Origin of the sequence: Streptomyces sp. H27-C3, from assembly GCF_030063415.1 — a bacterium.
Classification (GTDB): Bacteria; Actinomycetota; Actinomycetes; order Streptomycetales; family Streptomycetaceae; genus Streptomyces.
This window is the reverse complement of the sequence record NZ_JASITA010000040.1, coordinates 1-25,324: the sequence shown is the minus strand read 5'-3', so window position 1 is coordinate 25,324 and position 25,324 is coordinate 1. Positions and strand designations below refer to the sequence as shown.

Here is a 25,324-nt window from a genome sequence, read left to right as displayed (position 1 = left end):
ACTCCGGGGGCGAGGGAGGGGAACGCGCCCGCGTGCGCAGCGGAACGGGCTGCTCGACTGCACGCGGGCGCCGTGGCAACGGGGAGGCGTGGCTGGCTCTCAGCGCCATCCGGATCACCGGCCCCGGGAGGGGGTCGAGAGGGCGGTGAGGGCTGCGGGCACCCGCGGCTGCGGCGCGTGGCTGAACAGAGCGCTCGGCGCGGAGGCACTCCGGCGCAGAGCCGCTGAAGTGCGGATGTTGTCCGAGCCCAGCGGAACGCCGGTGTGGGTCCGGGTGGCCGCCGCGACAGGGGTCGGCGGTGCCGAGCGATTCCGAGTGGCGACGGGGCCACTCCAGTGCTCGACGGCTGCGTAGACGGGGCCCAGGGCCCGCCCCGCGTCGGTCAGGACGTACGGGTCGCCGTGGCGGGGCCCGGTACGGGCAACCAAGCCGTCGACCTGAAGCCGGTTGAGCCGCTGCCGGGTGAAGCCGTTGTCCAGGCCGGCCTCCTCGGCGATGCGGACGAACCGCATGGGACCGCCCGCGTCGAGGACCTGGATCACGGCGGTTGAATGCCGAAGGTGTAGACGCCGCACGGCGTCCTCGACGCGTTCGGCACCGGCTACCTGGCCGCCGAGCGACAGGTTGGCCTGGGACCAGTCAGAAAGGGCGTGGTGTACCCGAGACAGCGATCCGCCGAAGGCACTGAGCTGATATGGAGCCCCGGGGCGGTCGGCGGTTCGGGTGACCAGTCCATCAGCATGCATCTGGGCCAGCCGCTTGCCGACGAACTGCTCGCTGACGAAGGGAAGCCTGGCGGCGACATCACGCACACGCATGGGGCTGCCCTGTTGCGCCAGGGTCTGCGCCGACCAAGTGGTCCACTTCGGTGCTATCAGGGAAAGAGCGTCCTCGACACGCTGGGCATCGACCGAGCCGATCGAGACAGCGGAGGACTGCGGGGTGGCGGACATGGGCCGAACTCCATTAAGGGAATGGGGGTTTGTGGATCTGTGATGCGACCGAGCGGTCAGCCGGAGGTGCTCTCGGTGCGGAGCCTCTGGAGTACCGCGCCGAGGCGACGGTTGCTGACGGTGACCCCGCGGGCTCGAAGGCCCTGGCGCAGTGCCTCGCGGTTGAGGCGATGCAGGCCGGCGGCGACCTCGCGGGCGATGTCCAGCAGGTCCTGATCGTCCGGAGAAGGGGCGGCTCGATGAGCCGAGGACCGCCGAGAAGAAGCGCGGTCCAGGAGGAGGCGGACATCCAGCAGGTCCCAGACCGCTTCCGCCTCGCTCTGTTCCTGGCGTTCGAGGTCGATGACTTCAGTCGCGTACAGCAGCACGAGATCGTCGAGGGCGTGTTCGCCGGAGCGGTGCCGCTGCCAGGCCGCGTCGAGGTTGCGGCGGGCTGAACGGGCATCGGCGCCGCTCTGGGCCAGTCCGTCGAGCCGTCGCAGCAGGATGGGCAGGACAGGGTCGTCAGAGCGGCTGGAGGCGTTGCCGCGCTGCAGCTTCTCCAGCGGGCGGCCGTACCGGTGCTCGACCAGGCGGCGGGTGTAGATCGCGGTAGACATGGGGGCGTCCTTTCAAGGGAGATCAGCGGGAACGGAGCGGCTTGGTGGCCGTGCTTTTCGCAGGCGCGGCGGATGGGTCGACGCCGGGGCCGGAGATCCCTGCGGTGCCGCTGCGGCTGAGGGCGGCGGATACGCGCGGTGTGGCCGTACGGGCACACCGCAGGGCCGCCTCACCCTGCGGTGTGAGCGAGAGGAGCTGCCCAGGCCGGTACAGCCCCTCGCTGGTGTTCTGGGCGAGCAGCCCGTCGGCGACCAGCCGCTGGGCGGTTTCAGGCCAGACCTCCGGGTTGGGGCGCTGGCCCTGTCCGTCGGAGAGGTGGATGTAGCCGTAGATCGCGCTCTGGTGGAATCGCAGTCCGCCAGCCTCGACGGCTTCGAGGGCCCCGAGGCGGCGCTCACCCGAGATGGCCAGTCATCGTCCCGGCCAGTCGCGTCATGAGGGTTCATTCCGACGCCTCCATCCGGGCGAGCAGGGAGCGGACCAGAGTGGGCAGGCTCTCGGGACCGTCGCCGATCCAGACGTGTTCGGTCGCCTCACCGAGGACATACGCGGCGTCTTCGAGCAGGCCGCTGGAGATCTCCATGCAGGCGTCGGTGATACGGGAGGCTGCGAGCAGGGACTCGGAGAGCACCTCGACGTAGTCGACCGGAGCGAGACCGGCGGCCTCGGCCGCAGTACGGATTGCCGCCAACTCCAGGGCGCTGAAGGCAAAGTCGAACTCGCTGTTCTGCTCCACGCTGACCCGTGCGGCGAAGGCCAGGTCCGGTGGCTCCGTGGGGATGCCGACGCGCGTGCAGATCCGGTCGACCGAGGCGGTCAGCTCGGCGAGGGACTCGGTAAGCCATCCCAGCGCCGAGGCGTAGGAGGCCAGGGTGAAGAGACCTGCCGGCGTCGTGGGGAGCGGATCGTCGGCCACGAAGCCTTCGAGCCGGTCGTTCAGCTCGCAGACGACCTGGGGCCCGGCGGACAGTGCACCGAGCACGGGGTGCAGGTAGGAGCGGCTAGCGGCCGTCGGGTACTCGGCCGTGAGGATGCCGGAGACCCTGTGCGCAACTTCGGTGAGGAGGTCAGCCAGTTCGGTACGGGCCAGGGGGGTGCGGTCGGCGGTCATCGATGGGGGGCCTTTCGAGGAGCGGCAGCAGTGGGTTGGACTGCTGCGGGAGGAGCTGCCGGGACCGCAGTCGGCTGGTCGATCGTGCGGGGAGAGCGGGATCGAGCGGCCTGCACGCGCGCCTCGGAGGCAGAGGCGGTCTCGGTGTCCTGGTGGGGGCCGGTGCGGAGGTGGGCTGAGCGGTAGACCGCGTAGTCCTTACGGCTCCCGGCGGCGACGAGATAGACCTCGCGCTGGTGGTCGGAGGTGGGCGGGGCCGCGCGGAACTGGATGACCATCCGGTAGGAGACTGACGGGTCGACATAGACCTTGTGGAATCCCGCGAGGCGACCCTTCAGCGGCAGGCAGTCGTCGCTCCCGTGCACCAGGTTCTGCAGCTCCAGCAGGGCCAAGTCGCGAATGGTGTCGGGAAGTTCCCGCAGATCCGCGATGGCGTCCGGATGTGCGGCGAAGGCGAAGCGGGCGCGGCTCACATCGACCGCCCAGGGCTCGGTCGCTGAGCAGCTCCTGCCGACGGCTCGCTCTGGGTATCGGGGCCGGCCTCCGATATCGCGGAGGCGCCGACCGACCGGGCGAGGGCAGCACGGGTCCGCAGGGAACCGGCGTCACCGCGGTATTCCGGTGGCGGCGGCAGCGGGCTGCTGCGGTCCTCCAGCCAGTGGTGGGCGGCGTCCTCGTCAGCGAAGGCGCCCTCGCGCAGCGTGTAGGTGCCGGCCTTGAGGTCTGCTTTTTCCAGGAAGACCCGGATCGGAGCCTTGGCTGCGGCAGAGTCCTTGACCATCGTCCAGTTCTCGGCCGGGCCGTAGTCCCTGGTGTCGCTGTCCAGCACCTCGTACCGGCTCCCCGAGGAGTGGATCTGCTGCTCGGTGCGGGTCGTCAGGTCATCGGCGGGTTGCGTGAAGCCGTCGCCGATCTGGGAGATCGGCTCGGGCGGGCACCCTTGCTCGATCAGCCAGTTCTGAGCGAAGGGCACGGAGGAGTGATAGGTCGACTCGAACGTGAAGGTGTTCAGGCTGAGGTCCCGCGCGACCTTGATCGCGGCGATCTGAGGTGCGCCGGGCACGCCCCAGGTGGCCGAGCCGTCGTGGGCGACGACGAAGCTGTGGGAGCCGTAGGGGGTGGTGCGGTGCTCGGCCAAGACGGTGAAGTCACCGGCCCAGAACCGCTGCTCCGCGTACTCCGAGTCCGCGTCAACAGGCTCGAAGTCGTCCAGATGGAAGTCGAGTTCGTCGCTCATGCCGCCAGCCCCAACAGTTCGGGCGCGGGGGTGGCCAGTACACGATGGTTGGGCCGGGTCGCGCTCGTCGTGCATGCGCCGAAGGGGCCGTCGGGAGCGCGGAGATGGACCAGCGCTTGGTCCAGGTGGTCGCGGTGCCACGTCGAGGGGCCGGACAGGCCGGCCTCGGCGTCGGTGAGCTGCTGCCATGCGAGCCAGAGGGCGTGCAGCCGGGCGACAGCCTCGGGGTGCTCGTGCCACTGGGCACACCATGGGCGGGACGTGCTGATCTCTCGGCCGTACACCGGGAGGAAGAGGTAGTTCACCCAGTCGCTGAGGGCGGCGATCTCGATGGCGTACGCCTCGCCGCCCAAGGCGAGGATGAACACCGAGGCGGGGCCATCTTCCTGCGCGGAGCTGGCCGCCTCTGCGGCTGGTACGCCGTCAGCCGACGGGCGTGCGGCGGAGGCGGGAGCGGGCTCGGAGCCCAGGCGGTCGAGGATGACGCCGTGCTGCCTGACCTCGGCCATGGTCTTGGCGAGGGTGCTGGCGAGGTCGTCGAGGTCCCCGTCGGGGACGCGGAACGGCTCCGGCTCCGGGTCGGGGGTGGTCGTGCTGGTGTCGGACATGGGGGCGTGCTCCATCTGTGAGACGGCGACATGAGGAAGAGGATCCGGAGGAACCGCGATTTGGTTCGGCCGGAAAAGCCCGGTAGTGGGGCGCTACGCCGTCGCGCAGCGAGGGCAGCGCGGGAAGGGTGGGGCCAACAACTGCACTGCCCGGGTGGCCTGTTGGGGGACGCAACCGTTGCCGAGTGCGGTGAGTTGAGCTGGGCGTCCGAGCCCCGGAGTGGCGGTGACCCAGCCGGACTCCAGCCCCTGCATCCACTCCACGAAGTCGGCACGAAGGCGTCCGGCCGCATCGGTGGGCGGCGGCGCGGGGCGGGTGAGCATCTCCCACCGGGTGATGGCGGCTACGTACGCCCCCCATCGCTGGTCGGCCCCCCGGCTTCCGGAGCCGATTCCGTCCACAGCGGCAGAACCACTGCCGACAGGGGCGGGCGCCAGCCCTTGCCCGGCCGGCGTCCCGGGGTGCCCGTGTCGCTGGCCCGCGGTGTGGGCAGCAGCGACGCCGCCGCACTCGGCAGGGTCATGTCCCCATTGCCGTGGCGCTGGTTGGGTGAGCCCTTGATGCCGTCCGACGCCTTCGGCGTAGGCAGGAGCCACTCCACCTCGTCGGCCAGGTTCGGGCCGTGGCCCCCGCTCTTCCTCTTGGAGGGGTGCTGTGATCCGCCGTTCTTGCCGATGTTGCTGGTCGGCGTCTTGAACAGCGCGTTCGGCGGGCCAGGCGGCGAGAAACGTGCGCTCGCGGCGGTGCGGGGCTCCGATATCGGAGGCGCGAAGCACGAGCCACTTCGCGTCGTACCGGAGGTCGGCCAGGGATCCGAGTACGGCACCGAGTGCCCGCAGAGGAGGCTGGCCTGGGGTGTCTCCCAGACACCACGGGCAGAATTCCACGTCGCCAGGGGAACCGGCGGGTGAGGTGAGGAGGCCGCGCACATTCTCGATCACAACCAGGCAGGGTCGGAGGGCTTCGACCGCACGGGCGACGTGCAGCCACAGCCCGGAGCGGGTCTGGGCGTTGAGTCCGGCCCGGCGGCCGGCGACCGAGACGTCTTTGACAGGGGAAGCCCGCCGTAAGGACGCAGGCCCGGGGAACGGTGGCCCAGTCGACGGCGGTGATGTCGCCCAGGTTCGGGACGCGGGGCCAGTGGCGGGCCAGGATGCGCGAGGCGTTCGGATCGACTTCCGCGTGCCAGGCCAGCGTGCCGCCGAGCGCGGACTGGACGCCGAGGTCCAGCCCGCCGTACCCGGAGCAGAGCGAGCCGATCAGCGGAGGGCGCGCGATGGCGGTCTGCATGTCACCGACCCCGAGCGATCCGGTCCACAGGAGCTGCTGCTCCCGGGACGGCATGCGGAGATGAAACAGGTGCGGGAGCCGCGGTCGTGGACCGGCTACGGGCTGCCTGCAGCCGCGCGGACGGAGGCGAAACCGCAGCCGACGCGGCATGAAGGGAGTCGGCGGCTTCGCGTAGGGCCGTGTTCGCCATGCTGAGCGCGTCATCCGTCACCCGTGCCGCAGCCTCCCGAGCGTCCCGGGCATCGGGCTGGTCGTGGAGGTGCTCGGTCTGGTTCAGGAACGAGAGCTGGTGGGCCACTGCGCCGAGAGCGGATGCCGCCTCGCCGGCAGGTCCTACGGCGGCGGCGCAGCTGGTGACGACCCGCGCACTGTCGGGCCCCTGGTCCTGTTCGGTGACACGGAAGAGGACTTCGTCGCCCAAACTGCTGATCAGCGTGCCGAGTTCGGATATCTGCCTGGCGACGGCGACGCTGTCCGGCGAGCGGTGGAGGTCTCCGGAGACCGGGAGCTTGCCGCGCTGGGCATCGAAGGCTGAGGCCGTGGCACGGAGGGCCAAGGCGTCGGAGACGGGGGTGTTGTTCACGGTGATTCCCAAGGGATGAGGACGAGCGACGGAAAGGGGGAGGGTTCAGCCGTGTCCGCGAGAGGGCGGTCGCACGGCGGCCGGGCTGGGGGCAGAGCCAGGCCGGGCCGAGGAGGGCGAGACTGGGTGCGGTGTGCTGCGGGCGAGCGCCGCGTGCACCTGCGCAGGGGGCGGCCCGGTCGGCGAGGGAGCCGTCGCCGTCGGCGTCGGTGCGGGGTGGCCGTTCGCCGCCTGCCAGCGGGCACGCACTTCATCGAGGGGACCGAGTGCGTGCAACGCGTGATTGATGAGCCGCCCGGGGGCCAGAGCGTCGTTCTCCGCCAGGGCCCGGATGACACGCGCAGAGGTCGCCGCCGTGCGGGTGACCGACGAGCGCATGACCAGTTCGCCGAGCCATTCGGCGCTGCCTGGACCCACGCCGTCGCAGATGGCGGCGAGCTGATCGCTGGACAGTGTTCCGTCGGCCAGAAGCCCACGCCGCTGGGCTTCCCAGAGCAAGGTGACTCGATCGATGGGCTCACCCCGGTGGTGCAGTGCGCCGAGGCAGCGGTAGAGCTGCCCGTGGGCGGGGTCGGCGAAGTCGCCAGGCCGCAGCCAGCCGACTACCTCGTTCATGGCCTTCGGCTGCTCAGCGAGGACGGCTAGAAGGAACCGTTCGTCCTCGGCGACCTGGTCTGCCCGAACCGGCGGTGGCACGGCCGGGGCGGTGGCCGGCGGATTGGCAGGCGCGACCGGGCGCGGTTCGGTACCCCACCGCTGTGCGAGATCGCTGAGCACGCCGGTAAGGACGTCCGCGTGATGCAGGGCTCCCACGACTTCGCCCTGCAGGGCGTCGGCGCGGGCCGCCTGGTGAAGGCGGATGGCGTGTTCCGTGATGCTGCGATGGATCGCGCCCTCCAGCACCATGCGGCCGTACACCGGAGCGTGCGCGGGACGCGGGCAGGCCGAGATCAGGGTGTGGGCGTATACCGCGGTCAGACCCCGTACGCGGGTGCTGGCCTCGTCGACCGCATCGGTCACCCAAGACAGCGGTACGGACTCTTCGGCCAACGCAGGGTGGCCGTCGTCACGGAGCTTGCGCAACGCGCCGAACAGCGCCTGGTGGACCGGCCGGTAGAAGTGATCCGGTGCGAGCCAGTCAAGGTGCGAGAGCTGACCCGGGTCGAGCAGCACGGAACCGAGCACCGCCTGCTCCGCGCCCAACAGCGGGTTCATCGCCGCCCCCTTGCATCAAAAGCGGGAGGTTCGCTCTCCCGGGCACGGAGGTCGTCGACCGCCTGGTCGGCAGCGGCCATCGCCTGCGCGAGGCAGTCCAGGGTGCTGGTGAACGTGGGATCGGAGGCGAGTATGGAGCCGGCCCCGCTGACCAACCACCACTGCCCGTCGCGCAGAACGACTGGCGAGCGTGCGAACCGCCCGGGACGCGGTGTGGGCGCGCTCATGCTGACAACCCGAAGTCGTCACGGCCGTGGGTCTTCGCGATGGCCCGTTCGGTGATCGCCTTCGTCGCACGGGCCGAGGCCGGGCCGACCACCTTGGCGGATGGCTCCTTGTACCAAGGCCGGAGGTCGAGCATGGCGACCCGGATGCCTGTGGCCAGGAGTAGTGCCTTGCCCTTGGGCAGGGCGCGGATCGCATCGGGTGGCAGGATCCGCTCGGTGCGCATGCTCACTGAGGTGGACTTGCCGCCGTCGCTGGTCGACACCGAGGTGGTCTGCACGTCGTGGTCGCCGACCTGCCTGCTGAGCCGGTCGGCGAAGTCGGCGTCGTCGATGCCACTTCCGATGATCTTGACGGTGGCTGCAGACCAGAGCGCGTCCATGCCGGCCTCGCCCCAGCACCGCTGGCCCTGTCGGTAGGACTGCAGGATCGTCATCGGGATGACGCCTCGGCTGCCCAAGTGGCTGTAAAGGTCGGGGAGATCCGAGATTTTGCAGACGTTCGCAGCTTCGTCGAGGACGCACAAGGCGGGAGGGTCGAGTCGGCCGCCGGAGCGCTCGGCGACGATCACGGCCGCGCGCATCACGGCGTCGGCCGCTGCGGCGATGATCGCGCTCGCGCTGCCGCCGCCGTCCTTGCTGAGGAGGTACAGGGTGTCGCGGGACGTGGCGAAGGCGAAGGGCTTGAACTCGGGGAGATCCTTGGCGGGTGTGACCCAGGCTGCGACGTCCGTGTCGAGCAGGCAGCTCGCGTACTGCCTCGCCGTCTCGAAGATTCCGTCACGGGTCTCGGTCGCGCCGGAGACAGTGCCCTGAAGCTGAGCGGCCACCGCGTCGTGGCCGGCATCGGTGAGCAGGTCGACCGGGGTCCGGTCGGCGGGGGAGGCGAGCCAGGCCAGGACATCGGTAATCGGGCGCCGGTGGCTGGCGGCAGCGAGGAACAGCGCGCCGAGCGTGTTACTCGCGGCGGTGGACCAGAAGTCGGAGCCGTTCGACTCGTCCACGCTGGCGGCGACGAAGTGCCCAGCCAAACGTTTCGCCCCGGCCAGGTCGCGGGCGTCGGCCAGGATGTCCCACCACATCTCGCGCGGGTGGTGGGCGATCTGCTGGGGGTCGAGGCTCCAGATCGTGCCGACCTCGGCCCGAGCGTCCACCGTCGCGGTGAAGGCGTCGTTCGCGGCCTTGTTACTGGTGAGAAGGACCGGTCCGGGCGCCGCGAGAATCGCGGGGATCGCGAGTCCGGAGGTTTTGCCGCTTCGCGGAGCCATGATCGCGACGATCACGTCCTCCCAGGACGCACGGACATTGGCCCGCCCCGGGGAAAGGGTGCCGAGAAGGATGCCGCGGTCAGCAGGGGCGACCTCTTTTACACTCCCGGCCGCTCAAGGACGGCCGCAGGCTCTTGGCCTTGGCGGTGATCTCCTTGTCCAGCAGCGGGGCGAGGTCGGCCTTCCGGGCGAGGCCGTTCTTCGGGCCGCCGCGCAGTCGCATCCACAGCACCAGGCCGAGGACGGTGAGGCAGACGGACAGCAGGCCGGGGATGATCCGCGCGCCGACCAGCAGGGCGGTGGTGCTCAGGTGCGGCCACAGCACATCGGGGTGAAGCAGCGCATCCGTGGCCCTGAAGGGACCCCAAGACCCGCTCCCAAAGAGCGAGTTGGTGAGATTGCCGCTCAGCCAGGCCAGCGAACCAAAGGCGAGCGCGATGCCGAGTATGCCGAAGAGGAGGGAGAGGAGCGCGTCCGACCCGGTGGTGGTCGAGGGCGCGCTGGTACGCGGTGCGGGCATGGTGGGTCCTGGAAGTGGGCGCAGGCGAGTGATGGGGGCGGGGCACGCGGCGCTCTTCTGCTGGTCATCGAGGAAGCTCCTGTTCAGGAAGGGAGTCGGCGGTCGGGGCTATCGGGTGCGAGGGGCTCGGGGCGGCGGAGTGCTCGGCGGGGTGTCTGCGGAGCTGGCCGGGGACGTCGTGCGCTGGGTGGCAGCCTTCGGCGAGGAGGTACGGGCAGCGCGCTGCCGGTTCGCTTCCGCAGTGCCATCGGCGTTCGGCGGGGCCGGAGTGACCGGGTCGGCACCGAGGACGTCGCTGAGCAGCTCCCTGGTCCGCAGGACGTTGACCATCTCGTGGTGCCTGGGATCGGTGAGTTCGGCAGGGCACGCGGCGATCCTGTCCTCGGCGATCTCCAACTGCTCCTGGACGTCGAGGAGCATGCCGTGGGCGGCGGCCAGCCGCGTCCAGGTCTCGAAGGTGGGGTTGTGGTTCGGGTCGTCGAACGTCAGGCGGACGCGGGTCCAGTCGGCGGCAGCGGCGACGAGTTCGGTCAGCTGCGGGAGAGCCCCGACCAATGCACCGTTGACCTCCTCGATGATTTCGGCGACCTCATTGGGCGTCGCGGTCTCGGTGAGCCGGGCGATCATCCCGGGGACGGAGTACGGGTCGGAGGAAGGGTGGGGCAGGTGGCGGATCTGCAGAGGCTTGTCGAGGCCCGGCGTTTCGTTGCCATGGGCGAGCCGGATGTTGTGCTGCAGCGCGGCTCCGACGGCCTCGCCGATGCTCGGGTAGAACTCGGGCACGGTTGCTCCTCGGTCGTGCGCTGGATTTCCGGGCTGGGTGGGGGCACGAGGCTGACGTGCTCCCCACCCGGATGGACGGACGCAGGTCCGTATACCGGTCTTGTGGCGGAGGAGGGCGGTGGAAGGTTCACGGGGTGACCGACAGGGTCAGGGCGTCGGCGAGACACGAGAGAGAGTCCTGGGCCGCTTCGGAGCTGTCGGCGGTGTCGATGAGGAAGCCCACCCGGCTGGTGTCGAGGTTGCCCGCCGGCGACAGTACGACGCGCTTTCCGACGTCTCGGAGCCAGGTCACCTGGTGCAGCCACGGGTACTCCGGACCGGGGCGGATCGCTAGGTTCCGCGTGGAGAGGGTGCCGGTGGCCGGGGGATAGATCATCCGGGTCACCGCGTCCGAGGGCCAGGGGCCTGTGACGGACGTACGGCTGCGCTGGCGTCCGATGCCCCAGCACCAAAGGTCGAGGAGACCTTGGCCTTAGCCGCTGCGGGCGAGGTAGCGAGAGCGGCGCTTCGGGGGTCGGGGAGCCTCGGCGAGTGCGTCCGTGTCTCGGCGTGGGGCTGCTGCGTGCGGCCGACACGGCGCAACTTGGCCTCCGAGTCGCTGAGTTCCGACTGTGCTGAGCTGACGAACTCCGCAGCGAAGCCGAACCGGTCGGCGAGCTGGTACGCCTCGTCGTCGAGGTCTGTGATCTGTTCACTCGCCGCCTCCAGCGCTTCGCGGACGCGCTCCAGTGCGCCGTGTTCGGGATGTAGGAGGTGGTCGACCGCTCGTCGAAGCTCCTCACCGTTCTCGGCAGACCTGATCTGGTCGGTGAGTTGGAGCAGTTCCGCTCCGGCGGTGTAGGGCCCGAGCGGGTTTGCCGGGGTGGCCGTCCGGGCGGTGTCTAGGGAGGGGGCGAGGTCGACGCCGTAGCGGGCGGCGCTGAGCATCTCGGCCGCGTGGGTGGCGATGGCTGCGCGATCAGAGGCCGGGGTGGTGGTGGGCAGCCGATGGCGTCGGCCGTACCAGTCCTCGATCTGCTGGAAACCGGCGTGCTTGAGGAGTGTGGCGGAGAGGTCGTCGCTGGCGCCCTTCGCCGAGACGCTGCCGCTGGGCTCGGCGGTGATGGTGATGGAGGGGGCAGGCACGTGGGTCTCCTGGGCGCGGGGTGTCGGGCGTGGAGTGGTGGGCAGGTGGCCCAGCTCGGCGGCGAGGCGATGGCACTCGGTTTGGAGGCGGAAGGCGTCGCGGTAGGCGTTGTGGAGGCTGCCGTCCTCACGAGCGAGGGTGGCCACGACGTGCACCTGCCGGGGCTGGTTGCGCAGGGCGATCCACCGGCAGGCGTCCGGATCGCCTTCTGGGGCGATGCCGGTGACGGCTACGAGGCGGCGGGCGACCGTGGCCCACTGCGAGTCGGTGAGGTCCGGTCGGCGAGGATCGGAGCGGACCGAGCAGATCCATACCGGCCGTTCGGGTGCTCGGGTCCCGAGGCGTTCGACGGGAGCGTCGAGGGCGCGGGCCAAGTAGGGCAGCGAGCCAGCCTCGGTGAGCGGGTCGATCGGGGCTCCGTGGCCGTCGCCTGCGACCAGCCGGGGGCTGGTGTGGTTACCGCGTTCGCCCGGCCCGTACAGGTACGAGAGCAGGCCGGCGGTGTTGCTGGCGCGCTGCAGGTGGGCGATCACGGCGTCTACCTCGAAGGGGAGTGGCGAACAGGAGCCCGGTCTTCGGGCTGTCAGGAGAGAGGATCCGCAGGATCCGCGATTTGGCGCGGCCGGAGATCACTGGTAGACGCCGCCGCTCACCCCGTTGCGTCGAGGCCGTGGTCGTAAGTGAAGTTCGCGCAGGCGGCGCGGGCGAAGTAGGCGTCGTTGTGCAACCGGGCCCAGCGGCCGTCCTGGCGGATGACGGTCGCGACGATGTCGAGCCCGCTGGTCTGGTTGCGCATGGCCACCCAGCGGCAGGCCGCCGGATCGGCGTCCGGCTCTATGCCTGTGGCGTCGAGAACCTCGCGCGTCAGCTCGAACCAGTCTTCGTCGTCGAGTTCCACGTCGGTGGTGTTGCGGATGGCGCAGTGCCAGGTGAGCCGCCGGGAAGCGGTGTGACCGGTCCGCGGTTTCCGCAGCGCGACCGATTCATCGAGCAGCAGCGCCAGGTGCGGTAGGACGACGGTCTCCTGGGCGGTCAGTTCCGGGGACCAGGCGGTGAGCAGGTAGGGGGCGAAGCCTGGCTCGCTGCCGTGGAGGCGGCCGAGGAGGTCTGTGGTGCTCTCGGTGCGCCGCACATCGCAGCGCAGGGGGTACTCGGGCATTGGGGTATCCAGGTCGTTGGCAGGGGGAGCCGGTGCCCCGCTGAGGCGGGGCACCGGGCGGTCAGAAGTGGGGGTTTTCGGTCGGCCGGTCGGCTTCGGTGGCTGCCTGGAGCAGTTCGGCGAGGTCGTCGGGCTCGGAGGAGCGCTGGTCAAGCCACCACCCGGCACGGGTGATGGTGCGAGCGGCCTCCTCGACCTCCTGCCACTCCGTCTCGCCGGTCTCGGCTTCGAGGACCAGGGCGGTGTAGGCAGCAGCAAGGACCTGGTGACGACAGCGCACACCCCAGGCGACAGCTCGCTCGGTCCCCTCCAGCGGAGGCATCCGGTACTGCTTGGACCAGGCTTCGGATTCGGCCTGTTCTTCGGCCCGCTTGGCCTCCAGCCAGGCGGCCTTGTCCTCCTCGTCGCCCTCTTTGGCGGCCCGCCAGCAAGCGGTGCATTCCTGCTTGGTGAGCCATTCGGCGAAGCCCGCGCGACGGTCGGCTGCCCGGTCGGAGAGGTCGCGCTCGGCTTGGTGGCCGCAGGAGTGGGTGATCTGCCAGATGGTCTTCACGGCCATGGGAACTGCTCCTTACAGGAGTTGGGTCAGCGGTTGCGGGAGAACGCGATGCGCGGGTCGACCGGCCGGGCCGCCGGAGCGGAGGCGGTGGGAGCAGGGACAGGCGCCTTGCCCGGGAGGCCGGCGCGGGCTGGGCTGGCGGCCAGCGCGGCGGCGCTGATGGGGAACTTGTGTGTGGTGGCGCCCTGGTTGCGCTCGTGGCGCGCGGCCGTTGCGGCTGCAGGAGGGCGGCGCGCTGCTACGTCCTGGGCGAGACGGGGCTGTACCGCCACCTGGAGATCGGATCGGTGCATCGACACCGTGGCGCTGGCGATCTTTCCCAGGGCCTCGCTGCGGTCGGCGGTGATGGGCAGCGTGTAGATATCCAGGTCCGGGTTCAGCCGCCAGCCGTGTTCCTCCAGGATGAGTCGGCCGCCGAGGGCGGAGGAGTAGTCGCTGGTGGCGGCGACGATGCCGAGCCGCGGATGCTCGGCGAACGCGACGTCGGGATCTATGCGCGGAGGGCGATCACGGGCGAGAGCCGGGCCGGCGGCGAGCGAGGGGTCGAACGCGGCGTCCACGTCGACCTGGTAGCCGGCATTGCGTAGCAGCGCGACGGCCCGGGTGGCGCGGCCCTGTCCGTCACGCTGTTGGTCGGCCAGTGCGTACAGCGACGGCTGGTCTGGGACGGGGTGAAAGTCGAAGCCCTTCAACATCCATGTGCTGGCCGCGAGTTGCTTCGGGTTCGCAGCGACGATGCCGTAGTCGGGGTGGCGGCCGACTGCGATGTCGGGGAGCGAGTCGTCGTGGGTGGGCATGGCAGATCCATCCGGTGGAAGCTCGAGGGTTGGGGCGGTTGAGGGCCGTGATGGTTCTGTTGGTGCGGGACATGGCGGACTCCGAGTCGGGAAGCGGTCAGCGACCGGGCATGTATGGCTGACGGGCGGGCGGCGAAGCGGGGCACACGGCCGAAGCCGCTGGCAGTTGTGCTGGAGCCGTGAGCTGAGAGGTCGGCGAGAGCGCGCGAGCAGCAGCCACGCGCGGCGAGGCAGAGCCCGGGAGTGGAGGCACGCCGAGCTGATCAAGACGCGCGTGGACGGCGGCGAGCAGCTTCGGGACACTGCCGCCGTGCCGGGCGTGGGGACCGTCTGGCTCCGAGTCGTAGATCACTTCGTGGACGGTGTCGTCGTCGGGATGCCCGCGGGTCACCAGCCAGCTCTCGGGTTGTCCGGGTGGATGGTCGGTCGGCGGTTCCTGGGGTGGCGAGATGATCAACGAACTACCGTCAGGGATCGCGACGTGGACGATGTAGTCGCTGAGGCCGTACTCGACGGTGCACTCCAGGCCACGCTGTCGAAGGGGAACGGTCAGGTGTCCGTACCCGTGCTCCCGTTCCGGGGCGCTGGCAGTCGAGTGCAGGGGAAGAGGCGTACTGGTGTGCGCGGTGACGGCTGTGCCCTCCCGTTGGAGGGGGGCCAGGGACTGGTCGGGGTGCATGGTGCTTCTCCGTTGCCGGGGTGCCCCAGCAGCCGACGACGCGAGCCGCAGGCGCTGGGGCGACGGGGTAGCGGCGTTCCATGAGGATCCGGCGAGGGACCGGTTTGGCACCGCCGAGATTCGGTGCTAGAGGCGTCAGCGGGAACGGCGCAGGGCCGTCGGCATCGCCGCAGGCGGTGCAGGAGGCGAAGCGGGTGGGGCCCTGCGGCTGCCTGCCGTGGACCGTGCGAGGGCCGCATGGGCGCGTTCGGTCTGTGAAGGTTGCTCTAGGTCTGCGCGGCTGGCCAAGTAGTCGCCAGCCCGCGCGAGCGCCGGGCCTTGGTAGGACAACTCGTCCGCGTAGTGCCAGCCTTCGGAGTTGCGGATCTCCTCCGCCTGGCTCGCGTACATCGCTCGCGAACCGGGTTGGGAGGCGTCCATGAGGACCAGGACCTCATCCCACTCCTGCCGGATCTTGGCTGCTCGATCCAGAGAGGTGTCTATTCCGCGCAGCCGCCGAAGGTCCTCGCTGATCGGCCCCTCGACGTAGTCGGGACCGCTGGCGGCGGCGCGGACACCGGCCAGTACCTCGGGGCCGTGGTCGAGGAAGACCTCGACGTGCGCCCACGCCTCGGCGTCACGTTTCACTTTGCCGTCCGCGTAGCCCTTCTCGTCGATGGGCCAGTTGTCGGTTCCGCAGAAGGAGTCCGAGATTGCGTCCCAGGCGTCGGACGCCTGCCTGATGCCGGCGGCGGCGGAAGCCAGCGACGGAACATGCTGCCGCCACGCCAGGTGATCGGCTGTCGGCGCTGGCGGCTCTTCATAGGGGGCGCGGGAATCGGGCACGATGGATCCTTTGTTTTTGCGCCTCTGCTCACCGCGAATGCGGCAGTGAGCGGACGGTGGAAGGTGGAATGGGAGCAGGAGCCTGCTTCTGCTGACCGACGGAAGGCCCGCTGACGGACACCGCCGGGGAGATACGAGCGGCTGCTGCCGTTCGGTGCGAGTGGAAGTGGATCTCGTGACCCAGGCCCTCCCCCACAAGGTGCAACTCCTCGCCGAGATCGGTCAGGCGGTCGGCCAGGGCACCCAACTCGGAGGCGCTGCCACGGGCTTCGTGGGTGAGGCACCATTCGGAGGCGGTTTCGAGCATCTGGTGCAGCCGAGCCACTGCGCCGAAGTCGTCCGTGAGCGCCTCGCAGAACAGCTCGGCGAATTCCTCGGGACGGGCGGAGGCGAGGCGGTCGATCCCGTCGTCGGCCAGTGCGACGGTGCGTGGACTCGGGCCCGAGGGGGCGCCTCCTCCATGGACTCGGTGGTCTGGCCGCGCTACGGTTGGATTCACGGTGTAACTCCTATGATTTGAGGGCTAGTTGAGCTAGGCCGACATTCGAGCGTCGGTGTCGAACAGCTCTCGCTCGGCCGGGTGCAGGATGTGCTGGGTGATGAAGGACCGGCCCGCAACCTTCCACAGGCCCCGGCCCTTGGTCAGGGCGGACACCGCCTGGGTCTCGACGCCGGTCAGGCCGAGCAGGGACGCAGCGGCGGCGAGCTGATCGGGTTCCTGGCGGTAGATGATGCGGGTGGAGCAGTCGGCCAGCAGGCCCTCGGCCAGCACTCGGCCGCGCGAGCCAACATCGCCTGCGCTGAGCAGATCGCTGAGACGGTGGATGACCATCAGGTTCGCGATGCCAAGCCCGCGAGAGAGCTTCCACTGCGACTGCATGCGCTCCAGCAAGCCGACGTGCCGCATCACACGCCACGCCTCGTCGTAGATCACCCAGCGCCTGCCGCCGTCCGGGTCGGCGAGGGCGGACTCCATCCACGCAGAGGCGCAGGTCATCGCCAGCACCAAGGCCGTGTCGTCCCCGGAGCCGCCGAGACGGGAGAGATCGATGGACAGCATCGGGGTGGTCGGGTCGAAGGCCACCGTCGAGGGGGCGTCGAACATGCCGCTCAGGTCGCCGTGCACCAGGCGACGAAGGGCGTGGGCGAGGTCCTGCGCAGCGGGCCCCATGCGTCCAGCCTGGTCGCCGAGGGCTCGGTCAAGGCGCTCGGGTGAGCCGAGGGCGTGCGCGATCTGGCCGAGCAGCGGCACCGTGCCGCTGGCGTCGGCCTCGGCGACGACCAGGTCGAGTGCGAGGTCCAGAGCGGTGTGCTCCATCGGCAGGAGATCGCGCTTCAGCACGGTGCGCGCCAGGCCCGCCAGGAGAAGGAGGCGGCGCTTTCGGACCTCGGTCGACCAGTCACCCTCGCTCACCGAAGCGGGCCGGGCCGGAGCATCCAGTGGGTTCAGCCTGCCCGGGAGGCCCGGACCCAGCGCGATGCTGTAGCCGCCGAGGGCCTGCGCGACGGCCGTCCACTCTCCCTTGGGATCGCAGGGAACGTAGACCCGGTAGCCATGGGCAATCGCCCGGGTGGCAATCGACTTGGCCAGCGCAGACTTCCCCATGCCGATGATCCCGGCCAGGACGGCGTTCGGATTCGTGAAGCCCTCGATCCGCCCGCTGCTGTACAGCGAGAACGGGTCGTAGCAGAACGCAGCCTCCGCGTGGACGTCCCGTCCGATGAAGATCCCCTCCGCGCCCAGGCCGCCTTCTGCGAGAAACGGATAGGCGCCACTCACGGTGGCTGTGGTCATGCGATGGGCGGGGAGGCTGAGCTTGCCGCCCCGAGCCGAGGAGGCCCCGGGGCGTCCGGACGGCGGGTAGGTCGGCTGCATTTCCGGGTCGAGCTTCTTCGCGGCCCGGTGCTTGGGCGGGGCTCCGGCGCGGCGGGCTTGGCGGCGGGCCTCGGTGAAACCGGCGCGGGCGGCCCGCTGCTCGGCGCGTGATGCCTTGCGGGGGACGAACAGGTTGGTCGCGCTGGCGCGGGTGCGGGGCATGAACGTTTCTCCAGACGGGAAGCAGGTCAGCGGCGGACGAGACCCGTGAACGGCGAGTGAAGGTCGGCCGGGGTAGTGCGGCGGCGCACCAGGTGCGCGGTGCGCTGGTGGCGCTGGCAGATGGTCAGCTCGGGCGCCCCCTCGGGCAGGCCCGCCTGGCACGCCTCGCGTTCGGGCACCTCACCGGAGTCCGGGCGGGGTGCTGCGTGGTACGCGGCGTGGACGTGGTCGGCGGCCTGCCAGATCCGGGTGCGGGTGGCGCGGAGCTGGTCGCCTTCGACCGGCACGAGCTGGCCGGTGCGGGCGGCATGCGCATCGAGCAGGCCGTGCAGCGAGACGAGATGGGCGTGCAGGGCGTTCAGCTCCGCGCGGGTGGTGACGAGCGGGCCGCCGGGGATGTTGAGCGCGCGGTGGAAGTCGATCGCTGCGGTGGCGAAGGGCACGAAGTCCTGCGCGGTCGGGCTGGCGGTGCGGGACATGGGGGTGCTCTTTCGGGGGGAAGGAGGGCCGGCATCAGGCGGCGAGGGCGAGCGGCATGGCGGCGACGGTGAACGCTTCGGCCTGCTGCCAGGTGAGCGGGCGGAGGTCGAGCTGGGCACCGACAGCCGCGGTCTCGACGACGGCGCAGGCGGTTCGGAGTTCCTCCTCCGTGTCGGCCGAGACGGTCAACAGGCCGGTCAGGGCGACATCCGCGTGGCCCGCGATGAGCTGGCGCTCCCGGGACTTGATGTCCTGGTACTCGATCGAGTCGGCCTCGGAGTCGACCTGGCCCCGTCGGGCTCGCTCGGCGGCATCCGCGATCACACTGGACTTCTTGCGCTGGACATCGCGCAGGGCGGCGTCCAGTCCCTTCGGCTCGTACGACAGCGACAGCGTGCGCCGGACCCCGGCGGTGAACAGGAGCTGGTGCAGGAAGCCCGCCGACGTTTCGGTGCGGGGCCAGTTCTCCACCCAGTACGTGGCGTGGACAGCCGAGTCGGTCACGATGTGGTCCGACTTCTCGACGACCACGACCGGACCGGCAGCAGCGGGCTCAGCCTCGGGACGTCCTGCGACGGACCAACGGTCGAGCGGCGCAAGGGCCTTGGGGTCGTACGCGGTGCGCACGACGGCCGCGATCTCGCGGGCGGTGAGCCAGCCCGTGGGGTTGAGGCCGGCGGTTCGGGCTGCCTGATCGAAGGTCGAGGTCAGTTGTGCCAGAACGCTGAAGGCCCCGGTGAGGCCGCCACCGGCCTGGTTGATCAGACGTCGTGCGGCCCTGGCGTCCAGGGACACCGCGACGTACGCCTCGTGCGGTGCCGCCGCCGGGCCGGCGCTCTGGATCAGCTCGCTGTAGATCGCACCCGCCACGGGGGCATGGGGCTGGCCGTGCTCCTCCCAGTACCGGCGCAGCGCGTCACCCGAGTCCGGGACGGTGCGCTCGATCACCTGGACACGGGCGACCTGGCCCGTGCGGGCGAGCGCGGCCAGCGCGCGTCCCCATCCGCTGACGTTGGCGTTCTGGGTGCCCGGGTCGAGCAGCGCGTAGGCGTGGGAGGAAACCTTGACGACGGCGGTCAGGGTGCCCGTGTGGGGGTTGTGGACCGCGCCGTATCGGCGGTCGGGGGCGGTGACCACACGCAGGCTCGCCGCTGTGCCGGGCAGGTGGAGAAGCCCTTCGCGGACCGGACGGCGGGAAGGCCGGGTGAGCCAGACCAACTGGCCCCGCATTCGGCGCAGAACGTACCGGGTGACGATCGGAGCCCAGTCGGCCAGGGCGCGGCCTCGGTAGCGGACGAAGACCAGGAGGGCGATGGCGGCCCAGACCGGAATGAGTTCGAGGGCGCCGACCACGCCGCGGGTGAGGATCACGGCGAGCAGGAGAAGGCCGGTCAGGCTGACGACGATCAGTTGCGAGGCGGTCAGGCCGAGCAGGATGCCGCGCCGGGAGCGGTGCGGAAATTTGACGCTGGCCGTGGTGGCTTCGGCCTGGTGCTTGACGGACATGGTGGTTCCAGACGGTGGGAGCGGGCGGAGGCGGGGCGCGCGGCGCTCTTCTGGAGGTCATGGCAGGGGTCCGTTTCTGGTGATCGGTGGTGCGGGGCTCGGGGGCGGGCTGCGGGTGCAGCCCGCCCCCGGATGTGAGGGGTCAGGAACCCGACGGCGGCTGGCTGGGATACACCCAGTTCGTCGGCGTCGGCGAACCGGTTGCCGCTGGTCCCGTGGAGGACGGCGGCGGTGAAGGGTCGGCGGGCGGTGCGGCACCAGCTCGGGTCATGCTGCTGCCAGCAGCAGAAGGGGCAGCGAACTGGCCGCCTGCGGAGTCTCCTTCGGAACCTTCCGATTCGCCCTCGCCGCCTCGGGTGATGAGCGGCGGGATACCGGGGCGCTGGATCAGTGCCTGGCCCTTGTCGCCGGAGGCGTTCGGGTCTTCGCCGTACCGGAAGCTGGTCTGCGGCTTGGGCGGTCCGGAGTCGATGCCCTCCTTGCTGAGGGTGCCGCCGGAGGGGCTGATGCCGGAGGCGACGCCGCCGGCGCCGGTGCCGGGGACCTGGCTCGGCCCCTGCGGTGCAGGGCTGCCTGTGCTGGCCTGCATCGCCAGGCTGCCCGCGGTCTTGGCAGCCCCCGCAGCGACCGCCATGCCGGCGACGCCGGTGCGGTGCAGGTCGTCGTGGCCACCGCCGTCGCTGGCCCAGTGGACGAACTTGTAGGTGGCGTACGGGCACAGCAGGACCAGCACCATCACCACGATGCCTGCCATCGCGTCGGACAGCGCGGCCATGCCGTCGTGGGCGTCCGACTTGCCCATCGCTGAGACGCCGATGAGGAAGACGACGGTCATCAGGAGTTTCGAGACGACCAGGGTGGCGGTGGCCTCGATCCAGCCGCGTCGCCACCGCTTGGCGACCTCCCAGCCCCCTCCGGCTCCGGCGAAGACGGCGAGAGCGACCAGCACCAGGACGCCGACCTTGCGGGCGACCATGACGCCCCAGTACATGAACGCGCCGATTGCGCATCCTATGGCGACCAGGGCTGGGACTCCCCAGCCGAGGCCGTACATCGCCCCCAGTTCGTTGACCTTCACCACACGGCGGATCGCGTCATCGACTGAGCTGTTGGCTGCTTTGAACAGGCCGTCCGACAGAGCGTCGACCACGGTGATGGCCACGGTCGTGAAGGCGATGGCGCAGAAGCTGAAGAGAATGCCGGTCATAGTGCCGATGGCTGCTTGAGCCAGGGCCCGTTCGTCCCGCCGCCAGGCCGCGAACATCAACTGGATGCAGAACGTGCCGACGGTCAACGCGAGCCCGATGGGTAGCAGCAGTTCGTAGTTGTCCCGGAACCATGTGGCGTTGAGATCGATGGCGGTGGTCGCGTTGACGGCCTTCGCGGCGAGATCCGCAGCGCTGGCGGCCAACTCACCCGCCGACTTCGCGATCCATGCTCCGATGCCGTCGGTGACGGCCCCGGCGGGGTTGGTGGCGAAGTCAACAGCACCGCACACCTTGTCCATCAGCGGAAAGTCGCAGACTCCCATGGCGATACCTCCTTTCTGGGTTGGTGGTCAGGGAGCGACGGACGGCATGACGCCGACCAAGGCGCAGGGGTGGTCGGGCCGGCACTGGACCGCGAGGGTGGTGGAACGGCTCTCCGCTCCGCCGGCGGGCGAGCCCTTCCAGGCGATCGACTGCTTGCCGGAGACCGTGACGGCGTAGACGTATGCCTGGGTGATCGCGCCGGGATCCTCCTGAAGGGCCCGGGTGAAGGCATTCGGGAAGTGCCCCTCGTGCACCTTGGCGGTGGCGAACTGGCCGTTGGCGGCCATCTCCTTCCACAGCACGGGCGAGGGGACGGCCTTGTCGACCGAGGCCGGGTCGGCGTACTTGGTCTCGGTGGTCAGCCACCGGTGCAGGGCGGTCAGCAGCTCTGCCTGGGAGTACGCGCGGGTGTCGTACGACCACAGCACTTCGGCGGCTGCCTTCCCGAACGCGATCGGATCGTGGGTGTCCGGAGGAGCCGGGAGGGAGTGGGGACGTGACCTCGGCGAGGGCGGCCCGGACGGCGAAGCGGCCGACGAGGAAGGGGATGGCGAACTCGCGGGCGGGGCTTCAGCGTTGGAGGAGCCCCTGCCATCACGGGTGAGGTAGGCGGCCAGGCCGGCGAGGGCGACGAGCACCACCAGAACGGCAGTGCCGAGCAGCGCCCGGCGGCGCACGCGAGATGCGCCGCCGGGGTTCGAGGAACGAGAAGGCATCAGTGGACCTGCGTCCCCAGCGTGCTGAAGAACGCAACTACACCGTTTGCGGCGCCCAGCAGAAGGGCCGCGCCAGCACTGACCAACACACCCTTCTTGCCGCTGGCCTCGGCCTGGTGACCGCCGGAGTGATGGCCCCATGCCCACACGCCCGCGCTGACGGCGAGCGCGCCGACCACCGCGATGATGCCGAAGAGGTTGAGGGAACCCATCACCTGCTTGAGGACGGCGAGGCCCGGCAGCCCGCCCTCGTTCGGCTTGATCCCGGGGTCGTAGGCGAGCTGGATGACCTTGTCGGTGAGAAACATTACGAACTCCAGTTCGATTTATTGCACGCCGAAGCCCGAGCGGACGGAGCGGCGGTGCGAGAAGGAAGGGGGAGGGGAGAAGCGCCGGTCAGACGACTCGGCGGGCTGCGAGAATCTGCGATTTCCAGGACGCGAGAGTCGCGATGCGGACCACGTCACCGGTATGCGGGGCGTTGATGATCAGCCCCTGTCCGATGAACATGCCGACGTGCTCCGGGACAGCGGCCGTTCCTTCGGTGAAGAGAAGGTCGCCGGGCTGGAGAGCGTCGACCGAAGCCGATTTACCCTCTTTGACCTGCGTGTACGTCGTCCGGGACAGGGAGAGCCCCGCTGCCTTGTACGCCTGCTGCATCAGCGAGGAGCAGTCACACCGGCCCATGGGGTCGGGCCCGTGGGAGTCCGTACAGCTCCCGCCCCACTGATACGCCGTGTCGAGCTGGCCGAGGGCCCAGCGGATAGCTGTCTGGACCTTCGGCGGAGCATCGGCCGGGATCTTGTATCCGGCCGGCACCGCGCCCGCCGGGATGGTTCCGAAGTCGGTTCCGTCGCCGCCGGTCGTACAACCGCCCGCGGTCGTGGAGGAAGGGGCGTCGGCGCCAGCAGATCCAGACGAAGAGGGGCTCGGCGACGCGCCGCCGGCCTTGGACAGCAGGGGCTCGATGGCCTTCTGCAGGGCGGTGGCCAGCGGCTCCCACTTGGCGTACGCCTCCGGGAAGCCTGACCGCTGCACTGCCTGGGCCGCCTGTGTGATGGACAGGGACTGCCAGCCTGAGACCTTCCGCAGCCCCTCGTAGAACTTGGTCGAGGAGTGCACCGGATCGAGGATCTCGTTCGCCGTGCCCCATCCCTGTGACGGTCGCTGCTGGAACAGTCCCAGCGAGTCGCGGTCGCCGTAGGTCAAGTTCCGCAGGCCGCTCTCCTGGAGAGCGGTTGCCAGGGCCACGACCTGCCCCCGGGCCGGAATGTTCATCGCGACGCCGGTCGCCTGGATCTTCTTGGCGTTGGGTACCTGGTCGGCTGGATCGTCCAGACCCGGCACGGAGACGCCGCCCTTGTAGCCGCCGTCCAGGATGGCCTTCACCTGTGAGGCAACGGCTGCGGTATCCACAGACTGTGCACCGCCGGTCGAGCAGGAGGCCGAAGCCGTACCGGCACCGATGGCGAGGATGGGAACGGCCAGCAGCAGCGGGCCGGATGCGAAGAGACCGACGACGGCTCCGGTGGTCTTCTTCATCGCCGCTCACCGGTACGTCGGTGCCAGCCGGACAGCGGTGCTGGGTCGGGGCGCGGGGGTGTCAGGGCATGCTGCATCGCAGCGGCTCCTCGTGGTTCGTAGGAGGCGCGGTGCCGACTTCTCGTGCAAAGCCGCCGGCACCGCGCCGATGTGAATCCGCCTCTCAGGGCGAGCTCGGATCACAGGAGTTGGTAGCTCCCGGACGCCAGTCTCAGGTCATGCGCGGCAGCCAGCCGCGCTCGTAATCTCAGGCGGTACACCGGATCTCCTCACGGCTGCTCGGACGAGGGCCTAACGGGCTTGTCGTGCTTCTCATTTGGACGAGGTAGCACGGATAAGCACAGGTCAACCGGGGTGGAGTGCTGCTCTGCTCCGGTGACATGGCGAGACAGTAGACCGGGAATCCGGCCGCGCCAAACGGCCCCTGAACTCGGCCCGGGACAGAGACACGGCTCGTTAGGTGCGGCCGGAATTCGCGATTAACCTCCGGCGCAACCCCGCTCGAAACGACCGCTGTTGAGCGACGTCCGGAGCGGGTCCAGTCCCGCCATGCTTTGAGAAGAGGCCCCGCACATGAGCTACACGCTGCACCGAGGCGACGCCCTCACCGTGCTCAAGACCCTCCCGGACGAAAGCGTCAACGCCGTCATCACCGACCCCCCGTACAACTCCGGCGGGCGTACCAGCTCGGACCGCACCGGTCGCACCGCGCGAGCCAAGTACGTCACCAGCAACAGTGCGCACGACCTGCAGAACTTCCCCGGAGAGAACCGCGACCAGAGGAGCTATCGGAGCTGGCTGACCGCCCTGCTCACCGAGGCGTACCGGGCTTCCACCGAGCGCTCGGTGGCCATCGTCTTCTCGGACTGGCGCCAGGAGCCGACCACGTCCGACGCCCTGCAGATGGCGGGCTGGACCTGGAGCGGCACAATCCCGTGGATCAAGCCCGCCAGCCGGCCTCGCAAGGGCGGGTTCAAGCAGTCGGCCGAGTTCATCACCTGGGGTGTCAAGGGCAGCCTGGCGAAGGACCGGGACCTGTACCTGCCAGGCCACTTCATCGCCTCCCAGCCGCGCAAGGACCGGGTGCACATCACCCAGAAGCCGGTCGAGATCATGCAGCAGCTCGTGCAGATCTGCCCCGAGGGCGGGACCGTCCTCGATCCCTTCACCGGCAGCGGCTCCACGGGGATCGCAGCCCTCCGCGAGGGACGCCGGTTCGTAGGGGTCGAGCTGTCCTCGCACTACGCCGACGTGGCAGAGCAGCGGCTCCGCGCGGAGCTGACGCAGGACGACTTCGTCCTGGCCGGACCGGAGGAGTGATCATGAGAGCGGAGAGCCCGGGGCCCACGGACCGCAGACGCCAAAGGGCGGCTGGCGCATCGAGTAACCGATGCGCCAGCCGCCCTTCCGCTTGCGTCAGGCCGCCTCGAACGCCCGGCGGATCAACGGCGCCGCCTTCTCCAGGTCGGCCGCCGAGGCGAGGCGCACCTCCAGGTCCCCGGTCCCGAGATGCCCGATACCTCGCATGTCCCGGGAGAAGCCCTCCTCCAACTCGACCGTGTCCGGGTCAAGTCTGAGATAGACCAGGATCGCCTCGTGCTTCGGACGGAAGATCACCGACGCCACGTTCACCAGCCGCCGGTAGCCCGAGGGTGTCGATCCGGCCCCGGTGCCACGGACCGGTCGGGTACTCCGACGCCAGGAACCGGATGCCGAGCATCGCCTCCAGGCCGGCCTCGACCCGCCGCTGCAGTTGCACCTCCAGCGCCACAGTCGAACCCCGCAGCTCGACGTCCTGGCCATCTGCATCCAGCCGGAACAGCTTCAGGTCGGTCACCAGCGTCCCCTGTGAGCGATCATGAAATTCCCCAGGTTGGGCGGGTTCTGCGTCACGTAATTCCCCACCCCCGCGGTCACGTAATTCCCCATGGGGACGACGGACGCGGTGGGAGGTAGGTCCTGGCCGTCGAG

28 protein-coding genes and 2 pseudogenes are annotated in these 25,324 nt (G+C 70.0%); 1 reads left to right on the top strand and 29 read right to left on the bottom strand.

The window, feature by feature from the left end; translation table 11 throughout:
• Nucleotides 1–114 precede the first annotated feature (114 nt).
• The 27 genes and pseudogenes from QMK30_RS30540 to QMK30_RS30400 form a co-directional block, all read right to left on the bottom strand.
• Complete coding sequence (locus tag QMK30_RS30540; RefSeq protein ID WP_283521566.1) at nt 115–954, bottom strand: winged helix-turn-helix transcriptional regulator; 840 nt, start codon at nt 952–954, stop codon at nt 115–117.
• A 56-nt stretch (nt 955–1,010) separates the two neighbouring features.
• Nucleotides 1,011–1,553 carry a hypothetical protein gene (locus QMK30_RS30535; protein WP_283521565.1) on the bottom strand — a complete coding sequence of 181 codons (543 nt, stop codon included), beginning with the start codon at nt 1,551–1,553 and terminating at the stop codon, nt 1,011–1,013.
• A 443-nt stretch (nt 1,554–1,996) separates the two neighbouring features.
• Nucleotides 1,997–2,665, bottom strand: coding sequence for a hypothetical protein (locus QMK30_RS30530; protein ID WP_283521564.1), 669 nt, complete (start codon nt 2,663–2,665; stop codon nt 1,997–1,999).
• Nucleotides 2,662–3,138 (bottom strand): hypothetical protein, encoded by a 477-nt coding sequence (locus QMK30_RS30525; protein WP_283521563.1) that lies wholly within the window; start codon nt 3,136–3,138, stop codon nt 2,662–2,664. Before QMK30_RS30525 ends, QMK30_RS30530 begins: the two co-directional genes overlap by 4 nt.
• The gene (locus tag QMK30_RS30520; RefSeq protein WP_283521562.1) at nt 3,135–3,902 is read right to left on the bottom strand and encodes a glycosyl hydrolase; all 768 of its coding nucleotides are present in this window, start codon (nt 3,900–3,902) and stop codon (nt 3,135–3,137) included. The genes QMK30_RS30525 and QMK30_RS30520 overlap by 4 nt, the downstream gene beginning before the upstream one ends.
• On the bottom strand, nt 3,899–4,510 hold the full coding sequence (locus QMK30_RS30515; RefSeq protein ID WP_283521561.1) for a DUF4913 domain-containing protein: 612 nt from the start codon (nt 4,508–4,510) through the stop codon (nt 3,899–3,901). Before QMK30_RS30515 ends, QMK30_RS30520 begins: the two co-directional genes overlap by 4 nt.
• A 93-nt stretch (nt 4,511–4,603) precedes the next feature.
• Nucleotides 4,604–5,683, bottom strand: coding sequence for a DNA cytosine methyltransferase (locus QMK30_RS38950; protein WP_502963257.1), 1,080 nt, complete (start codon nt 5,681–5,683; stop codon nt 4,604–4,606).
• Nucleotides 5,628–5,801, bottom strand: a pseudogene (locus QMK30_RS30500) (DNA cytosine methyltransferase); the annotation flags it as partial. The pseudogene QMK30_RS30500 and the gene QMK30_RS38950, both read right to left, overlap by 56 nt.
• A 1-nt stretch (nt 5,802) precedes the next feature.
• Complete coding sequence (locus tag QMK30_RS30495) at nt 5,803–6,384, bottom strand: hypothetical protein (RefSeq protein WP_283521559.1); 582 nt, start codon at nt 6,382–6,384, stop codon at nt 5,803–5,805.
• 45 nt (nt 6,385–6,429) lie between these two features.
• Nucleotides 6,430–7,599, bottom strand: coding sequence for a DnaB-like helicase N-terminal domain-containing protein (locus QMK30_RS30490; protein WP_283521558.1), 1,170 nt, complete (start codon nt 7,597–7,599; stop codon nt 6,430–6,432).
• 223 nt (nt 7,600–7,822) lie between these two features.
• Nucleotides 7,823–9,611, bottom strand: a pseudogene (locus QMK30_RS30480) (type IV secretory system conjugative DNA transfer family protein).
• A 108-nt stretch (nt 9,612–9,719) separates the two neighbouring features.
• Nucleotides 9,720–10,394, bottom strand: coding sequence for a hypothetical protein (locus QMK30_RS30475; protein WP_283521556.1), 675 nt, complete (start codon nt 10,392–10,394; stop codon nt 9,720–9,722).
• Nucleotides 10,395–10,521: 127 nt separating this feature from the next.
• Entirely contained in the window at nt 10,522–10,770 is a 249-nt protein-coding gene (locus QMK30_RS30470) for a hypothetical protein (RefSeq protein ID WP_283521555.1), read from the bottom strand.
• 5 nt (nt 10,771–10,775) lie between these two features.
• Nucleotides 10,776–12,053, bottom strand: a complete 1,278-nt coding sequence (locus tag QMK30_RS30465; RefSeq protein WP_283521554.1) for a hypothetical protein — start codon at nt 12,051–12,053, stop codon at nt 10,776–10,778.
• Between the two features lie 116 nt (nt 12,054–12,169).
• Nucleotides 12,170–12,679: a hypothetical protein gene (locus tag QMK30_RS30460; RefSeq protein ID WP_283521553.1), complete on the bottom strand. Its 510-nt coding sequence runs from the start codon at nt 12,677–12,679 to the stop codon at nt 12,170–12,172.
• 61 nt (nt 12,680–12,740) lie between these two features.
• Nucleotides 12,741–13,238: a hypothetical protein gene (locus tag QMK30_RS30455; protein WP_283521552.1), complete on the bottom strand. Its 498-nt coding sequence runs from the start codon at nt 13,236–13,238 to the stop codon at nt 12,741–12,743.
• 26 nt (nt 13,239–13,264) lie between these two features.
• Nucleotides 13,265–14,035: a hypothetical protein gene (locus QMK30_RS30450; RefSeq protein ID WP_283521551.1), complete on the bottom strand. Its 771-nt coding sequence runs from the start codon at nt 14,033–14,035 to the stop codon at nt 13,265–13,267.
• A 97-nt stretch (nt 14,036–14,132) separates the two neighbouring features.
• The gene (locus QMK30_RS30445) at nt 14,133–14,714 is read right to left on the bottom strand and encodes a hypothetical protein (RefSeq protein ID WP_283521550.1); all 582 of its coding nucleotides are present in this window, start codon (nt 14,712–14,714) and stop codon (nt 14,133–14,135) included.
• A 135-nt stretch (nt 14,715–14,849) separates the two neighbouring features.
• Nucleotides 14,850–15,542 carry a hypothetical protein gene (locus QMK30_RS30440; RefSeq protein WP_502963256.1) on the bottom strand — a complete coding sequence of 231 codons (693 nt, stop codon included), beginning with the start codon at nt 15,540–15,542 and terminating at the stop codon, nt 14,850–14,852.
• Nucleotides 15,543–15,567: 25 nt separating this feature from the next.
• Entirely contained in the window at nt 15,568–16,038 is a 471-nt protein-coding gene (locus QMK30_RS30435) for a hypothetical protein (protein ID WP_283521549.1), read from the bottom strand.
• A 33-nt stretch (nt 16,039–16,071) separates the two neighbouring features.
• On the bottom strand, nt 16,072–17,577 hold the full coding sequence (locus QMK30_RS30430; RefSeq protein WP_283521548.1) for a putative type IV secretion/conjugal transfer ATPase: 1,506 nt from the start codon (nt 17,575–17,577) through the stop codon (nt 16,072–16,074).
• A 26-nt stretch (nt 17,578–17,603) separates the two neighbouring features.
• Nucleotides 17,604–18,056, bottom strand: a complete 453-nt coding sequence (locus tag QMK30_RS30425) for a DUF6238 family protein (RefSeq protein WP_283521547.1) — start codon at nt 18,054–18,056, stop codon at nt 17,604–17,606.
• Nucleotides 18,057–18,090: 34 nt separating this feature from the next.
• Entirely contained in the window at nt 18,091–19,563 is a 1,473-nt protein-coding gene (locus tag QMK30_RS30420; RefSeq protein WP_283521546.1) for an SCO6880 family protein, read from the bottom strand.
• Nucleotides 19,564–19,705: 142 nt separating this feature from the next.
• On the bottom strand, nt 19,706–21,094 hold the full coding sequence (locus QMK30_RS30415; RefSeq protein WP_283521545.1) for an SCO6881 family protein: 1,389 nt from the start codon (nt 21,092–21,094) through the stop codon (nt 19,706–19,708).
• A gap of 27 nt (nt 21,095–21,121) precedes the next feature.
• A complete protein-coding gene (locus QMK30_RS30410) occupies nt 21,122–21,811 on the bottom strand; it encodes a hypothetical protein (protein ID WP_283521544.1) in 690 nt (229 codons plus the stop codon).
• Nucleotides 21,811–22,119, bottom strand: coding sequence for a DUF6112 family protein (locus QMK30_RS30405; protein ID WP_283521543.1), 309 nt, complete (start codon nt 22,117–22,119; stop codon nt 21,811–21,813). The genes QMK30_RS30410 and QMK30_RS30405 overlap by 1 nt, the downstream gene beginning before the upstream one ends.
• 88 nt (nt 22,120–22,207) lie before the next feature.
• Entirely contained in the window at nt 22,208–23,353 is a 1,146-nt protein-coding gene (locus QMK30_RS30400) for a C40 family peptidase (protein ID WP_283521542.1), read from the bottom strand.
• A 573-nt stretch (nt 23,354–23,926) separates the two neighbouring features.
• On the opposite strand from QMK30_RS30400, the gene QMK30_RS30395 reads away from it, so the two are divergent.
• Nucleotides 23,927–24,673 (top strand): DNA-methyltransferase, encoded by a 747-nt coding sequence (locus tag QMK30_RS30395; protein ID WP_283521541.1) that lies wholly within the window; start codon nt 23,927–23,929, stop codon nt 24,671–24,673.
• A gap of 96 nt (nt 24,674–24,769) precedes the next feature.
• Here the strand turns inward: QMK30_RS30395 and QMK30_RS38945 are convergent, their stop codons facing one another.
• Together QMK30_RS38945 and QMK30_RS38940 are read right to left on the bottom strand one after the other, a co-directional pair.
• Nucleotides 24,770–24,970 (bottom strand): hypothetical protein, encoded by a 201-nt coding sequence (locus tag QMK30_RS38945; protein ID WP_283521540.1) that lies wholly within the window; start codon nt 24,968–24,970, stop codon nt 24,770–24,772.
• Nucleotides 24,921–25,190: a hypothetical protein gene (locus QMK30_RS38940; protein WP_283521539.1), complete on the bottom strand. Its 270-nt coding sequence runs from the start codon at nt 25,188–25,190 to the stop codon at nt 24,921–24,923. Before QMK30_RS38940 ends, QMK30_RS38945 begins: the two co-directional genes overlap by 50 nt.
• Nucleotides 25,191–25,324 lie beyond the last annotated feature (134 nt).

Coding starts and splice junctions, on each gene's coding strand:
- QMK30_RS30540 (WP_283521566.1), bottom strand. CDS start 954: ATGTCCGCCACCCCGCAGTCCTCCGCTGTCTCGATCGGCTCGGTCGAT.
- QMK30_RS30535 (WP_283521565.1), bottom strand. CDS start 1,553: ATGTCTACCGCGATCTACACCCGCCGCCTGGTCGAGCACCGGTACGGC.
- QMK30_RS30530 (WP_283521564.1), bottom strand. CDS start 2,665: ATGACCGCCGACCGCACCCCCCTGGCCCGTACCGAACTGGCTGACCTC.
- QMK30_RS30520 (WP_283521562.1), bottom strand. CDS start 3,902: ATGAGCGACGAACTCGACTTCCATCTGGACGACTTCGAGCCTGTTGAC.
- QMK30_RS30515 (WP_283521561.1), bottom strand. CDS start 4,510: ATGTCCGACACCAGCACGACCACCCCCGACCCGGAGCCGGAGCCGTTC.
- QMK30_RS30490 (WP_283521558.1), bottom strand. CDS start 7,599: ATGAACCCGCTGTTGGGCGCGGAGCAGGCGGTGCTCGGTTCCGTGCTG.
- QMK30_RS30470 (WP_283521555.1), bottom strand. CDS start 10,770: ATGATCTATCCCCCGGCCACCGGCACCCTCTCCACGCGGAACCTAGCG.
- QMK30_RS30460 (WP_283521553.1), bottom strand. CDS start 12,679: ATGCCCGAGTACCCCCTGCGCTGCGATGTGCGGCGCACCGAGAGCACC.
- QMK30_RS30455 (WP_283521552.1), bottom strand. CDS start 13,238: ATGGCCGTGAAGACCATCTGGCAGATCACCCACTCCTGCGGCCACCAA.
- QMK30_RS30450 (WP_283521551.1), bottom strand. CDS start 14,035: ATGCCCACCCACGACGACTCGCTCCCCGACATCGCAGTCGGCCGCCAC.
- QMK30_RS30445 (WP_283521550.1), bottom strand. CDS start 14,714: ATGCACCCCGACCAGTCCCTGGCCCCCCTCCAACGGGAGGGCACAGCC.
- QMK30_RS30430 (WP_283521548.1), bottom strand. CDS start 17,577: ATGCCCCGCACCCGCGCCAGCGCGACCAACCTGTTCGTCCCCCGCAAG.
- QMK30_RS30425 (WP_283521547.1), bottom strand. CDS start 18,056: ATGTCCCGCACCGCCAGCCCGACCGCGCAGGACTTCGTGCCCTTCGCC.
- QMK30_RS30420 (WP_283521546.1), bottom strand. CDS start 19,563: ATGTCCGTCAAGCACCAGGCCGAAGCCACCACGGCCAGCGTCAAATTT.
- QMK30_RS30415 (WP_283521545.1), bottom strand. CDS start 21,094: ATGGGAGTCTGCGACTTTCCGCTGATGGACAAGGTGTGCGGTGCTGTT.
- QMK30_RS30410 (WP_283521544.1), bottom strand. CDS start 21,811: ATGCCTTCTCGTTCCTCGAACCCCGGCGGCGCATCTCGCGTGCGCCGC.
- QMK30_RS30405 (WP_283521543.1), bottom strand. CDS start 22,119: ATGTTTCTCACCGACAAGGTCATCCAGCTCGCCTACGACCCCGGGATC.
- QMK30_RS30400 (WP_283521542.1), bottom strand. CDS start 23,353: ATGAAGAAGACCACCGGAGCCGTCGTCGGTCTCTTCGCATCCGGCCCG.
- QMK30_RS30395 (WP_283521541.1), top strand. CDS start 23,927: ATGAGCTACACGCTGCACCGAGGCGACGCCCTCACCGTGCTCAAGACC.